This is a genomic window from Sutcliffiella rhizosphaerae, assembly GCF_917563925.1.
GTDB lineage: Bacteria > Bacillota > Bacilli > Bacillales > Bacillaceae_I > Sutcliffiella_A > Sutcliffiella_A rhizosphaerae.
The window spans coordinates 102794-117252 of record NZ_CAKJTJ010000008.1; the positions used below are offsets into that span (position 1 = coordinate 102794).

Annotated in this window: 12 protein-coding genes and 1 pseudogene; 4 read left to right on the top strand and 9 right to left on the bottom strand. The window is 38.7% G+C overall.

Annotation, left to right across the window (positions count from 1 at the left end):
- Positions 1 to 37: 37 nt before the first annotated feature.
- Positions 38 to 1054 carry an extracellular solute-binding protein gene (locus tag LRP81_RS09725; RefSeq protein WP_230501081.1) on the bottom strand — a complete coding sequence of 339 codons (1017 nt, stop codon included), beginning with the start codon at positions 1052 to 1054 and terminating at the stop codon, positions 38 to 40.
- A 550-nt stretch (positions 1055 to 1604) separates the two neighbouring features.
- Between LRP81_RS09725 and LRP81_RS09730 the strand changes: the two genes are divergently transcribed.
- The gene (locus LRP81_RS09730) at positions 1605 to 3905 is read left to right on the top strand and encodes a glycerophosphodiester phosphodiesterase family protein (RefSeq protein ID WP_230501082.1); all 2301 of its coding nucleotides are present in this window, start codon (positions 1605 to 1607) and stop codon (positions 3903 to 3905) included.
- Positions 3906 to 4309: 404 nt separating this feature from the next.
- A complete protein-coding gene (locus LRP81_RS09735) occupies positions 4310 to 5017 on the top strand; it encodes a hypothetical protein (RefSeq protein ID WP_230501083.1) in 708 nt (235 codons plus the stop codon).
- Between the two features lie 314 nt (positions 5018 to 5331).
- On the opposite strand, the pseudogene LRP81_RS09740 reads toward LRP81_RS09735, so the two are convergent.
- Positions 5332 to 5786: pseudogene (locus tag LRP81_RS09740) on the bottom strand (SRPBCC family protein).
- A gap of 341 nt (positions 5787 to 6127) precedes the next feature.
- On the opposite strand from LRP81_RS09740, the gene LRP81_RS09745 reads away from it, so the two are divergent.
- Positions 6128 to 6952, top strand: coding sequence for a hypothetical protein (locus tag LRP81_RS09745; RefSeq protein WP_230501084.1), 825 nt, complete (start codon positions 6128 to 6130; stop codon positions 6950 to 6952).
- A 49-nt stretch (positions 6953 to 7001) separates the two neighbouring features.
- Here LRP81_RS09745 and rbsK read toward each other — a convergent pair whose 3' ends face one another.
- The 7 genes from rbsK to LRP81_RS09780 form a co-directional block, all read right to left on the bottom strand.
- Positions 7002 to 7922: a ribokinase gene (gene rbsK, locus LRP81_RS09750; RefSeq protein WP_230501085.1), complete on the bottom strand. Its 921-nt coding sequence runs from the start codon at positions 7920 to 7922 to the stop codon at positions 7002 to 7004.
- A complete protein-coding gene (locus tag LRP81_RS09755) occupies positions 7923 to 8855 on the bottom strand; it encodes a substrate-binding domain-containing protein (RefSeq protein WP_230501086.1) in 933 nt (310 codons plus the stop codon).
- 18 nt (positions 8856 to 8873) lie between these two features.
- Positions 8874 to 9842: an ABC transporter permease subunit gene (locus LRP81_RS09760; RefSeq protein WP_399207446.1), complete on the bottom strand. Its 969-nt coding sequence runs from the start codon at positions 9840 to 9842 to the stop codon at positions 8874 to 8876.
- Position 9843: 1 nt separating this feature from the next.
- The gene (locus LRP81_RS09765) at positions 9844 to 11325 is read right to left on the bottom strand and encodes a sugar ABC transporter ATP-binding protein (protein WP_399207448.1); all 1482 of its coding nucleotides are present in this window, start codon (positions 11323 to 11325) and stop codon (positions 9844 to 9846) included.
- Positions 11326 to 11442: 117 nt separating this feature from the next.
- Complete coding sequence (rbsD, locus tag LRP81_RS09770) at positions 11443 to 11841, bottom strand: D-ribose pyranase (RefSeq protein WP_230501088.1); 399 nt, start codon at positions 11839 to 11841, stop codon at positions 11443 to 11445.
- Positions 11842 to 11988: 147 nt separating this feature from the next.
- Entirely contained in the window at positions 11989 to 13008 is a 1020-nt protein-coding gene (locus LRP81_RS09775) for a LacI family DNA-binding transcriptional regulator (RefSeq protein ID WP_230501089.1), read from the bottom strand.
- A 214-nt stretch (positions 13009 to 13222) separates the two neighbouring features.
- Positions 13223 to 13378 (bottom strand): hypothetical protein, encoded by a 156-nt coding sequence (locus LRP81_RS09780; RefSeq protein WP_230501090.1) that lies wholly within the window; start codon positions 13376 to 13378, stop codon positions 13223 to 13225.
- Positions 13379 to 13547: 169 nt separating this feature from the next.
- On the opposite strand from LRP81_RS09780, the gene LRP81_RS09785 reads away from it, so the two are divergent.
- A complete protein-coding gene (locus LRP81_RS09785; RefSeq protein WP_230501091.1) occupies positions 13548 to 14435 on the top strand; it encodes a helix-turn-helix domain-containing protein in 888 nt (295 codons plus the stop codon).
- Positions 14436 to 14459 lie beyond the last annotated feature (24 nt).

Consider the following 14459-nt stretch of genomic DNA (forward strand, 5'->3'; position numbering starts at 1 on the left):
AAAGCAGAGTACTACCGCACCCTGCTTCCAATATTAATTATTGGAACTTTTCTCTCCACTCGTTACGAACTCGGTCATAGTTTTCAACCACCCAGTCAATATCAAGATCCATCGTATAATCATTCAAGCCTTCCAAGGTAAGTGGGGATTTCCCTTCCACCTCTGGATGCATAGGAATATGGAACCAATCCGCTTTGATTTGCTGCCCTTCTTTAGAAAGTAGGAAATCTACAAACTTCCTTGCTCCTTCAGGATTGGGGCCATCTTTTATTACTGCAACAGGATTCACGAGGATAGGCGTATTTTTGGGAATATGAAAGTCAACAGATTCGCCACGATCCTTCATTTGATAAGCCATGAAATCAAAACCTACCCCAATGGATGCCTCTCCAGATGCAACGGCATTGGCAGGTGCCCCACCAGAATCAGGCATCGCATTTGTTTGCTGTACCAGTTTCTCGAAATACTCCCAGCCCGCGTCTTCCCCTTTTTCCATCAGCTGACTTAGCACCAGTAATGTTGCCGTTCCAGATGCCGCAGGGTTAGGGATTTGCAGCTCTTTTTCCCATTTAGGATCTAATAGCTCATCCCACGTTTCTGGCAAGTCCGCTTCATCCACTAAATCTGTATTATAAATAAGCCCGAGAACAAAGACTTCAAGACCGACCCAATTCCAATCCTCCTGCCTTACTTTAATACCGTTCTCCACCACTTCCCAATCCTTTACAAATTCAGGGGTGTAGCTTTCAATGAAGCCATGTTTGATGGCAGATTCAAATGGAAGGATTCCCCCGCCACCATACCAAAGATCTGCTTGTGGATTGTCCATTTCTGCCATCATTTGGTTTACTAATATATTTGTCCCCGCATAGTGAACATTTACTGTTGCACCTGTCGCTTCTTCATACGCTTCTGCAAGCTGACGTGTCATATCCGGAGTTTCTGGTGAATATAACGTTACTTGCCCAGTATCTCCAGTTGTAGCATCTCCGCCACAGGCAACAAGTCCAATTGAAAGTGTTAAAGCCATAATCATAAATAGTATTTTTCTCATTTCATTTCCCCCTCATTTTTTGAGATTTGCGTTAAAAATTTTCCTTCACGCGACATTCCCAACCTGTGTATCCGCTTTCACCTCCATAAAAAAATAAAAAGAGAAACCACACAACGAAATAAGCCCTTTACAGGCGCATTTCGTTGAGGGTTTCTCTTATCATCTCTACCCAAAATATTCTACTTTTCTAAATTATATAATAATTCAGACTAAAAGTATAGTAATACAAATAATATTTTTGAGTATGTCTTTGCCACTTCAACGACACACACTTACAAAAGGTCAGGTATATTTTCAAAGACATTCTTCATAAAAACTGCAAAATCCTTTCCTTTTTTACAAAACAGGACACTTTACCCAGCCAATTTTGGAAAATAGGAAAAATTAATTATTGAGAATATTCAATTTAATTTATATAGTTATCATGGGCAGAGACAAGGAGAAGAACCCCCCTTTAATTAATTTATGGTGGGTTCTTCTCTTTTTTTGCGCCAAGACTGGAGGTGACCTTCAAAAAAGCAACCAAACTTTCAAATCGGGGAGGAAGAAAATGAAAAAGCTTAGCTGTATGATTCTAATTGTTACGCTAGCATTTAGTTTGCTTAATTTTCACCCAACAGAAAAAGTCTTGGCTAGCCAGGAAGTATTAATTAACGAAACCTTTGATGATGTTACAAATGGGAGTCTTCCAGAGAATTGGGTCCTAATTGAAGGAAATGGGCATGTGCAGGATGGGAAGCTTGTCTTACTTTCACCAGCAACTTCAGCACCTGCTAGAGTCATTGCCCCCATTGATGGAGAAATCGGTAACTATAAAATAGAGGCAGACATTACCTTTGAGTCTGCTGTAGAAGATACACGCTGGGCATCTGTGATGTACCGCATTCAGGATCCTAATAATTACTATCAATTTGCAATTAGAAGAGGAGCAAGCGCCTTAAATGGAATCGAATTTGCGAAAAGGGTAAGCAACAGTTGGGCTGTTTCACAAACAAACTTCTTCCATCAGAATTTTAGTTTTAAACAGTCGTACAAATTAACCATTATCGTAAAAGACAACCGAGTGCAGCAGTTTATCAATGGGGAACTTGTTATAGACAGTGCTAGTGCAACGGAATGGACTTCTGGAGATGTTGGTTTCCAAGCAAGTGGTACAAACGTTCATTTTGATAACTTCAAAGTTACTACATATGATGAGGAAATGCCTCCAATTGAAAATAGTGGTGCTTTCTTACCAATGGAAGCAGAAACGAATATTGTTAATGCCCCTACTATTATTAGCAAAAATGAGGAAATAGACTTAGAGGACTTTAGTGCCTCTGTGCTGTTACCAGTAGTAAATAAATCGGGTCAGCTTTATGCCAACGAGATTCCTCTAATAGAGCAATTACAGTTAATGAAAAATAATAAAATCCCGGTACTACAAATAGAGCAAGAGGGCATTGAAGATTTAGTTATAGACGCTTTGCAGGAAACACAAACAACCGATGTTCAAGTAGTCTCCAGTAAACCTGCCATTACCGCAGCACTGAAAGAACTAAATCCAAAGATCAGGGCAGGTTTAATTTACAGTAAGCCATCCTTGAACAAAAATGATCTAAGGAATCTAACATTTGAGGTTCACTCCAATAAAAGCAAGGTCGTTCTCATTCCAGAAAAGCTTTTGAGCAAGGAAATTGTCCACTATCTTCACAATCGTATGGTAGCTGTTTGGGGCATTGGCGGAGATTCCCTTAAATCGTCCCATGCACTGATTCATATGGGAGTAGATGGCATTGTGACAGATTATCCAGAACATTCTGTTGATGCCCTAGGTCAATATCCAGAAAACACGATCGTCCAAAGACCAATGGTTGCGGCTCACCGTGGTGTTCCATCCCTTGCACCGGAAAATACGATGGCAGGATATCGTTTATCCTATGAACTTGAAGCAGATATGATTGAAACGGATCTGCAAGTTTCAAAGGATGGACATATCATTGTTATGCATGATGCAACGGTGAATCGCACCACAAACGGGACAGGCTTAGTAAGTGACCTCACACTAGAAGAACTGAAACAGCTGGATGCAGGGATTAAATTTGGTGAGGAATTTGCTGGAGAGCTAGTACCAACGCTAAGAGAGTTCCTACGAGAATTCAAAGGCAAAGACGTGGTCCTCCTAGTTGAGCTAAAAGCACAAGGAATAGAGGAAAGAGTCCTACAAGAAATAAAAGAAGAAAACATGATGGATCAAGTCGTTATCCAAAATTTTGATTTGCCAAGTATGATCAAATTCAATACATTGCAACCTGAGCTACCTACAGGATACTTATATTCTGCTGGTGTTCCAAATACGGTGGAGGAGCGATTAAACAACGCTAAGAAAATGTTGGACTACGGCGCCACTCACAACGTAACACTTAATGCCAGCTATGGTAGTGTATACGAAGAATTCATCACCTATATGAGACAACGTGGCATGTTAAGCCTCCACTGGACATTCCGTGATGAAGACCCATTTGCAGATAAACTAAGAGAAGGGCTTATCGGACCAATCACAGACTATATGCAATGGCTAACCCATTCCCCTATTCACATAGAAACACCAATCAAAAAAGTAAACTTAAAAACAGGAAAATCCCGCACCATCCAAGCTAAAGCATTCCTAAGCTACCGGACAGGTGAAACCGAAAACATTGAAACAGAGCTCTACACAATCGATAACAATAATATTGTAAGCATTGACGGCAACACTATCCAAGCACTATCACCTGGCACCACTCAAGTATTCGTTAAACACACCTTCACCATGCTAGGAGTCGAATGGAATCTCGTATCCGAACCGATTGAAGTGAATGTGAGCGATTGAAGCTGAGGAGCTACTTTATTGAAAGAAAGCAGATGGACTTCTTTTCTGCTTTCTTTTTTGGTGTGTGTGGCGAGTGTATGAGGGGTAGCGGGTAGCGGGTAGCGAAAAATGCCGTATTATGTCTAGCCGTCGATATCGCCTGGCGATTCGTCGATATAACCCCATTATCCGTCGATATCTACCCCCGTTCGTCGATATAACCTCAATATCCGTTGATATCTACCCCCGTTTCGTCAATAAAATCAAATTATCATTGGAATATTACTTCCCATACTTACTTTTTGCTGCATTTTAAATGCATTCCCCAACTAATATTAAAAAACTTCAACCAATTTCGACATAAAGCGATATAACCCTTGCAATTACGACGCAAACCATCCATATTATAAGAAGGGAGGTGCGATATGCGAAACGATATAAAACCTAATGAACGGGCATATTCCACTAAGGAAGTGGCAGAAGAGGTTGGCATTGCCACCCCTACAGTTCGTAAGTATGGACAAATACTAGAGCGTAATGGATATGAGTTTTTAAAGGATGGCGACCGAAGAATCTTTGTAGAATCCGATATTAAAGCGCTCATAGCGCTACGCGATACAGACAAGGCTTTAGACATTACTGCAAAAGAAATTGTCATTCAACAAGAAGAACACTTAGAAGAAGTGAATGAAACCAGTATAGCGCTACCCGATACAGAAGAAACCTTTTTGCAGGATCCTAACCAACTAAAAGAAGCCTTCAAATATTTAGTCAATGAGCTTGCAGCGGCACGGGAATTGAACTTGCAGCTTAAAGGCGATATGGAAAGTATTAAAACCACAGTAGCTCAACTTCAGCAAGATCATCATGTAATTAGTTCCAGCATCGGAAACTCTGCCCAACGAACAAATAATAAAATTGAAAAGTTAACAGCACAGCAGAAATCTCACTACGAGACATTATTAGAGCAGGAAAAACAAAGAACGGAAACACTTCAAGAGGAGATACAAAAAATGCGTGATGAACAAAAAAGTGAATGGTCATCACAAAGCGATTTTAACAAACGTTTAGAAGCAGAACTAAATAAGCGGCAAGGGAAATGGGGCTGGTTTTCCTCCTTTTTTAATAAATAAGGAAGCCGGGAATCCAGCCCCTCCTACTTCCTTAAATCTATTTCTCCCCCATATCTACAGGCGATACAGAAATATATGTCTGTTCGTTAATCTCCAAAAAGCAGGTCTGCTATATATCACATGTAGCGTCACGCGATATGAACAATTAACTTACTACCTTCACCCTCAGTTTCCAACTCTCCATTTCTACGTATCGCCAGGCGATATAACCATTAATTAGACACAGGGGAAATAAGTGTATCGCTATGCAATACGACTTAAGAAAACGACCACATATTAAGCCTTAATGTTGTTTTATCTTAAATAACAGAAATTCATTTCTCTTTTTCGGCTATCCTTTTTAATTCTTTTGCCCGGTCTATAATAAAGTTTCTCATGTATTTTTCTAAAAACAATTTATCTGCTATATTTCCAAGAACACCAAAAGGTGATTTATAGATAAAGGTATCTATCATCTTAGTCCCATTGCCACTCTCTATGAATTCATGTGTATGCGAAAAGGAGTGGAAGGCTCCTTTAACCATGACATCTGTAAATTTATATGGTTTTTCCATCATATTGTCTTAGCTGTTAATTTTTGTTTCACTCCAAGATGAGTTGCTTCCCAAGTAACAGTATCATCATTTTCCAGCAGTCCAACTGTAACGCCACCAACTACCTTCTCCTTTGTTTTAGTGGTAGTTTCTGTGTGAACCTCCACATTTCTCGCAAGGTCAAAACAAACATTAATCGGTGCATCAATATATATTTCGTGTTTAATTATCGGCATATTTAATGTGTCCTTTCATGAGACAGACGTAAATTTCATATAAGCAGCCAATCATATCGCCCTAAAAAAGTCGATATTCAATTGCAACTTACAGGCAATTTCCCATCCGCAAAGTTCAACAATTTCCCGAGAAATATCTACAAATCCTGAGTACTCCTCGACAGCAATTATCGACTTTCAAACAATAAATATGCTGTTTTCAAGAAGTAAATCTTTACCTCTATTCAAAAGAAAAACGTATATTCTACTTCTATACAGGAATCTATTAAATAAAGAATGTTTCCCTCGCTTCAAAATGGTATAATATGTATATATAATACCTAAAAAAAGGAGCAAAAGCCATGGGAATTTACAGCCGGGAAAGAAATCTCAGTGCCTATATACTTAGGCATTTCCATTCACATCCAAGGTCCATTGACCTTATTAAAAATGATTTTAATGTAAATGGTGCGCTGAACCATGCACTTGTAAAAAGTTTAAAAGAAACACAGGTACGAGATCGTAAAGTTTGGGATAAATTCACAGATACAGAAGTTGAAAGATTGATTAAGTTGGAATTGTATCACTATATAAATCGGACTAAGCCTAATCAGCGAGAAAGCAAATCACCAGTTACTCCTCCATCTAAGAAACCGTTTCGCTTTCCAGCCACTTTAATTATCATTACTTTGTTACTCCTCTATTCAATTTATCAGTTCGTGACAAGAGACTTCTCACATTCTACAAACAGCGTACAATTTGTAAAAACGATAGACTTCTCTAAGGAACTTGTTCTATTGATAATAGGTATAATTTTTGTTCTAATAGCATTGCCAATACTTGAAAGATTGTATGGGGCATGGAAAATATTATTCCTATTCGCTATTCCAGGTTACCTAATCCTTCCTTTTCAAGATGCGATGGTGGTAAATGCACTATCAGGCAGTATTTCTGGTTTAATGGGCATATATCTTGTATTAACGTTAAAAAAGAATGATAAAGTAACACTAAAAAAGACATGGTGGATTTGGGGATCTTTTGCTATTTTTTTTGTTGTTCATTTTTACATGCTTGGCTCATTATTCTCCCCATATTCACTCCTAACAGCAATCACGATTGGTATTTTACTCTCCCTATTAGTACAGCCACAAACTTTCAGAAAAGAGCTAATAAAAAGTGAAAAATGAGTGAAAAAAAGAGCCCTTCTTTTAGTTAGAGGGCTCTAGAAAATTATCTCTATTGTTTATGCAACTCATCTAAATATGGCATGGCAGGAGCGGTGCCGTGTTTTGTAACGGAAAGGGCTGCAATATGATTTGCCAACGTGCAGGCTGATTCGAGCGAGTTACCTTCTGCAATAAAGTGTGCAAATGCGCCATTGAAAGCGTCGCCTGCTCCAGTTGTGTCGACCGCCTTTACTTGGTAACCAGGAATTAATCGGCCATTGTTCTCTCCTGTTTGTTGAAGATAACAGCCTTGTTTGCCGAGGGTTATTATGACAGTCTCGACGCCTTTGGCAATTAGTTTTTCAGCTGCTTCCTGGGCAGTAGCTTCTCCCGTTACTTCCACTCCAGTTAGTAGACCTGCTTCTGTTTCATTCGGAGTTATATAAGTCACTTTATGCAACAGCTCTTCAGGAAACTTTTGATAAGGGGCAGGATTTAGGATAACTGGTTTTGTAAGCTTATTAGCAAGAGTTATCGTTGTTTCAATTGCAGCCATGGAAGTTTCCAATTGGACCAGAATAATATCCGCTTCACGAAACGCGTCTTCTGCTCTCAACACTTCCTCTTCTGTTATCGTGCCACATGCTCCGAGGGAAACGACAATCATGTTTTCCCCCGAATCGTCGACAGCAATCAGTGCTGCACCTGTGGATTCCTCTTCCACCTGTTGCACATACTCCGATTGAATGCCTTCCTTTTTGAAATTCTGAATAGCATCCTCCCCAAACAGATCCTTTCCCACCTTTGTTACCATTGTAACTTCTGCACCTAATCGTGCAGCCGCTACAGCTTGGTTTCCACCTTTCCCACCTGGTCCCATTCGGAAAGGGCCACCTAATACGGTTTCTCCTGGTTTAGGCATGTGTGGGGTTCTTGCTGTTAAGTCCACGACATAGCTTCCCACTACAACTATTTTTGACAATGTAATCACCTACTTGGTTTTGATTTCGTCTACATTTTCTTCTGTTACTAGTGTATTTTCGAGCGTCACCATTTCTTCAACGTCTTCATCGTTCAATATCTTAATAGCTGTATGAATAGCTTCTTTGCCTAAGAAGTATGGAGGCTCAGCAATGGTTGCTTCTAGTTTCTTTTCACGAATGGCATCTAATGCAGGATCAATTGCATCTGTACCAATGACAATAATATCATCCAATCTCCCTGCAGATTCAATTGCTGATAATGCACCCATTACCATTTCATCATTAGCTGCATAAACGGCGTCAATCTCTGGATTGGCTTGTAAAATATCTTCCATCACTTTAAGCGCCTGACCACGGTCGAAGTTTGCTGATTGACGTGCTACAATTTCAATTCCGTCAAACCCTTCCATATGGTCATTGAAGCCCTGACTTCTATCACGCCCTACATTGGTACCTAAAATACCTTGAATTTCAACTACTTTTCCATTCCCTCCCAAAATATCAGAAAGGAAAGTTGCCGCAATGTTACCAGATTTAAGTGCATCAAAACCAATATGAGAGATTACTTCCCCTCCTGCTGACTGACGGTCCACCGTAATAACGGGTACATTTTGCTCGTTGGCAATCATAACGATTTGTGCTGCAGCGTCACTGTCCACAGGGTTTAAGATTAATAGATCTGGATTTCTTTGTAAAATATTCTCGACATCTGATAGTTGCTTGGATGGATCCCCTTGAGAATCGGTGACAATTAATTCAATTCCCTCCGCTTTGGCTGTCTCTTCTGCTCCATCTTTTAAATCTACGAAAAACGGGTTATTCAATGTATTCATAGCCAATCCAATGGTATATGAATCATCATCTGAACCCCCTGTATTTCCGCAAGCTGCTAATACAATACTACCAATAATAGCTATGCATAGTACCATTAATTTTTTCATCCTATAATTCCCTCCATCTTATTGTTTTTGTAGTTTTGCCAGCTTACTATCAATTAGTACAGCTGCTAAGATAACCAACCCTTTTGCAATATCTTGATAGAAAGGTGATACATTTGCTAAATTGAGGATGTTGTCCAACACTCCCATTATTAACGCTCCAATTAAAGTACCTGTCACTCCTCCTTTTCCACCTGTTAATCTTGTTCCACCTATAATTACTGCTGCAATGGCGTCTAATTCCATCATTGATCCAGCATTGGGCTGAGCAGACATCAATCTGGATGTATAGATAAGAGCCGAAATAGATGCAAAGAAGCCAGTGAGTGCATACACACCTATCTTAACTCGGTCAACATTGATTCCAGCTAGCCTTGCTGCTTCTTCATTGCCTCCCACTGCATAAATATTACGACCAAACGTCGTATGCTTTAACACCCAAAACATAATGGCAAAAATGGCAAGCATGAGAATGACTGGAAAAGGAATACCCAGAATCCTTCCACTTCCTAAAAAGCGGTATCCCATATCTGAGATTACGATTGGATTTCCCTGTGTATACACAAGTGTCAATCCTCTAGCTATTACCATAACTGCCAATGTGGCAATAAAAGCAGGCACTTTTCCTTTTGAAACAATCAGTCCATTAATAGATCCTATTAGCAGCCCAGCAAGTAAACAAATAATAATGGCAATAGGAAATGGCAATCCTGCTGTAATTGCCCCTGCCGCAATTGCTCCTGTCAAAGCAAGGACGGAGCCGACTGATAAATCAATTCCTGCTGTTAAAATAACAATGGTCATTCCAACTGCAATAATAGCGACAATAGAAACTTGCCGTAGCACATTAAAAAGGTTATTCACTGTAAAAAATGCATCTGATATGAAACTAGCAATCAACAATAATACGAGAAAAATAATAAAGACTCGATATTTATTTAATAACAAAGCAACACGTAACCAATTGTTATTATCGTTCGTATTTGTCACGTCACTCACCACCCGTTGCATATTCGAAAATTTTCTCTTGAGTTGCTTCCGTTATGTCCATTTCACCCGACAGTCTTCCTTCGTTCATGACAATAATTCGATGGGACATTCCAAGCAGTTCCGGCATTTCAGAAGAGATAAGAATAATAGCTATCCCTTTTGCAGCCAGTTCATGAATTATTTTATATATTTCAAATTTAGCCCCGATGTCTATACCCCTTGTCGGTTCATTTAAAATGAGGATTTTAGGATCCATTTGTAGCCACTTTCCTAGAACTACCTTTTGCTGATTACCTCCACTTAGCTTTCTTACTTCTGATTCAGCGCTTGGTGTTTTAATTTGCAATCCTGACACCCACCGATCAACGATTTTGCTCATAGTATTTTTCTTCAGTACACCGAAGTTGGATATTTTTCGATAGCTTGGAATTAATATATTTTCCGCAACTGAAAGATCCAGCACCAATCCTTCATCCTTACGATCATCAGTCACAAGTGCAATGCCCGCATCAATGGCACCTCTAGGAGTACTCACTTTTTGTCCAAGCATTTTCACCTCTCCTGAAGAATGCTTCAAAAGCCCAAACAAAGCTTTGGAGAGATCCGTTTTCCCTGAACCAAGCAGTCCGCCAATCCCTAATACCTCTCCCTTTTTCACAGTAAAAGAAATATCATGTAAACGCTTACTAATGTGAAGTTGATTCACTTCCATAACCACTTCGTCCTGAGGAGCTACACGATCTGGATACATATTGGTGAGATCCCGTCCAACTAGCATCCTGACAATTTGATCCTTCGTTAGATTTTCTACTTCTTCTTGACCAATGTAAGCTCCATCTCTCATGACAACAGCTCGGTCTGCCACACTCATCACTTCATCCATTCGATGAGTAATAAATATGATTCCTAAGCCTTCTTCCCTGAGCTCCTCCATCAATGAAAGCAGTTTCTGCGTGTCCTCATTATTTAAGGTAGCTGTCGGTTCGTCCATGATTAACACTTTGGATTCAAACGATAATGCTTTTGCTATTTCAATCAATTGACGTTCTGCAATGGAACATTCACTTACGAGCCTACTTGGGGAAATATGACCTATTCCTACTCTTTTTAAAAGTTTAGTAGTTTCTTCGTTCATCTCTTTCCAATTAATAACCCCAAGCTTTGTAGTAATATGCTTACCAAGAAAAATATTTTCGGCAACCGATAAATCTTTCAGCAGATTGAATTCCTGGTGAATGATACTTATTCTAAGTTGCTGAGATGCTCTTGGGCTGTCAATTGTTACTTCCTTGGCTTCCATGAAGATTTTTCCTTCTGATGGGAGATGCACCCCAGCTAGGATTTTCATTAGAGTAGATTTTCCTGCCCCATTCTCGCCGAGCAGGGCAACGATTTCTCCGCTCTTTACTTCCAAATCAATTCCATGTAACACTTCTATCCGGTTAAATGACTTCTTAATTCCCTCCATCTTTAACAAACTCAAGCTGTTCACCACCTTTATCAGACTTTCTATTTAATAAGGCTCTTTATATGCTTAAATACATGCTCTTTTCTTTGAACTAAATTAAGGAAAAGAGCACAAAGTTTGCAAACCCATCCTTTAGTAAACAACACCGCCAACGAGGATCACATTGGCATATGGGGTAAATTCTCCAGAACGTATCAACCCTCTTGTACGGGTTGTTTCTTCCTTGAATTCCACATGAGGAATATACACTACATCAATATCTCGAAAGCGCTTTAATATTTCTGAATGCATATCAGGACTTATCTCCTTAATTTCCTCTGCCATGATGACTTTCTCTACAGAAAATTCGCTTAGGACGGTATCGAGCAATTCCAAGAATGGAACCATACCTTCTTTTAATGCCAAGTCCACACGCGTGTTCACTTCTTCAGGGATTGGAAGCCCAGCGTCTGTTACAACCAATCTCTCCGTATGACCAGTTTCAGCGATTAATTTATTTAGTTGTGGATTCAAAATTCCACTTCTTTTCATCTTCTTCCCTCCAAAATGTAAACGTTTAGATTTTATTTTTTTCTTTTCTAATAGGTTGTTGCTAGTATCCCGTCAAGAGAACGTCAGTAACGATTATTATGAGTTTCATCTTAAGCAACAAGGTTTACAAAAATAGCCTTTAAAGTATTAATAGAACTTCTGACACGAATCTCGCACGATTAAAAACGGCGAAAGAATATGTTGTCTTTTCACAGTGCTGACCTCTTGATTGTTCTTCATCCTGTCATGCAATAACTGAAAGGCGATTTCCCCTAGATTGCGCATATGCCTCGACACCATTGTCAAATTGGGTTTAATAAAAGTGGCAATTTCAATGTCATCAAATCCTACAAAAGCTATTTCTTCTGCTATTTTCCAATTCAAGTGCTGGAGTGCTTTTACCGCTCCAATACTCATCTTATTGTTACTTGAAAAAATGGCGGTTGGACGTTTACTTGCTTCATAGAACCTTTTGGCACAAGCGAACCCGCTACCTTCCATGAAATCTCCTTCTCCGATCCATTCTTCTCGAATTGGCAAATCATACTCTTTCATAGCTCTTTCAAACCCTCGATAACGCTCAAGTCCTGGAGTAGTACCTTGAGGTCCTCTTATGATGGCAATATCGGTATGTCCCCTACTAATAAGGTGTTTGACCGCTTCATACGCTCCCTCGCGATTGCCTGTCAATACGGTATCCACTTCATAGTTTTTAAGCTGTCTATCCACTGCAACAATAGGGATTCCTGCTTTGATGACAGGATCCAAATGGTCCCCTTTTTCATCTGCAGTAGTAACAACAAGTCCATCCACACCACGCTCAATATAATGCTGTATTATTTCGCTTTCTATCATTTTTGACTCATTAGAACTACTAATAAGAGTAAAATAATTCTGTCCAAGTGCTGATTTTTGCAGGCCCGAAATCACTTCCGAAAAGAAAGGGTTTGTAAAATCAGGGATAATCACCCCAATTGTTTTCGTTTCCTTTCTAACCATACTTCTAGCAATAGCACTTCTTACATAATTCAATTCATCGATAGCTCGAACAATTCGCTCTTCTGTTGCTTTACGTACACCACCTTGTCTATTAACAACTCGTGAAACAGTTGCTACAGAGACATTTGCTGCCTTCGCTACATCCTCTATCGTTGGTTTTTTCTTCATGTCTCATCACCCAAATGTAAACGTTTAGATTTTTATTTTAAAAATTAAAAGCGCTTTCACACTTATTAAACAATAAGATATCACCTTTTTTTCTTTCACGCAAGAAAATTTTGAATAATCAAGTTATAAAAGTACTAGCTTTCGGGGAAATAGAAAAGCCCACCCTGATGAAAGGAAGGCTCATAAACTAAACACTACTACTCTAAAAAAGGAATTAATCTTCCGACGGTAAAGTAGGTACATTTCTTGAATCTGGTTCCACTATATCTGGATTATGCTTTGCTTCAGTAGCAAAGGTAGTGGCTGGGGAGTTACCTACCAAAAATAAAAGTATTGCTAAAACGGAAATAGTATACAACAATCGTCTCATATTAACCCTCCTAATCAATACCAAACTCTAGTATAATTATATTACATATTTGAATAGTCTGTTTTTTCTAAAAATAAGCAAATATACCGAATTTCAGTTTGTAAAATCTTTTTAGTGTGAATTTGTACCTATTATAAGATACTTGTCTTATTTTTTGGAGGGTGACAAAATGATCAGTAATAAAGTTTTAGGGGAAGAAATTAAAAGGTTACGCAAACAGCAGCTATTATCTCAGAAGGAATTAGCAGATGGAATTTGTTGTCAAACAACTATTAGTAGTATAGAGAAAGGACGTGCGCTTCCAAGTATTGATATCCTTTACTTTATTTCGCTACGATTAAACGTTACTGTGGATTACTTTCTCCAACATAACTACCAAAGCTACCAACTGTATGTTTCTGAAACGATGGACGGTATTGAAGATTTGCTTAAAAGGAAAAACTACTCAGAGATATATGAGATCACCAAATTAGAAAGAAAACTACGAAAAAATAGAGACCTAGGAAGTATGTTTAATCAATTTATCGATTGGCATTATTATCGAGCTGCACAATTACTTGGTTTGATTTCTTGGAAAGATAGTGTGGAACAGCTAACACTTTTAGTGCAGAGTAAAGAAATAAACAAAGTGCAATATCAAGATCTTAAAATTAAAAATGTCTTAGCGAATGTCTATTCGGAAAATGGAGAAACCGAGAAAGCGCTAGAATATTATAACGAAATACTGATGGCCAATATTAAGCTAGAATCCTATAGAAGGTTTAAACTTAAAGTATATTTTAATCTGTCAAAACTGTACTTTTACGAAGAGGATTATGAGGAATCTATTCAAGTTGCAGAAAAGGGAATTAAATTATCCATTGAATTACAGGACATCTCCATGCTTGGAAATCTTTATATCCAATCTGCTCAAAGTATGATCTTATTAAAAAAAGAAGATGCCGAGCGGATTAAAACGAATTTACAGAATGCAAAATTCATCTTTACATTGACGAACAAAGCAAAAAGTTTGGAATTTGTGGAGCAATTGGAAGAACAGATTTGCTCTAATATATAAATACTTCAAAATAAAACAAACTAC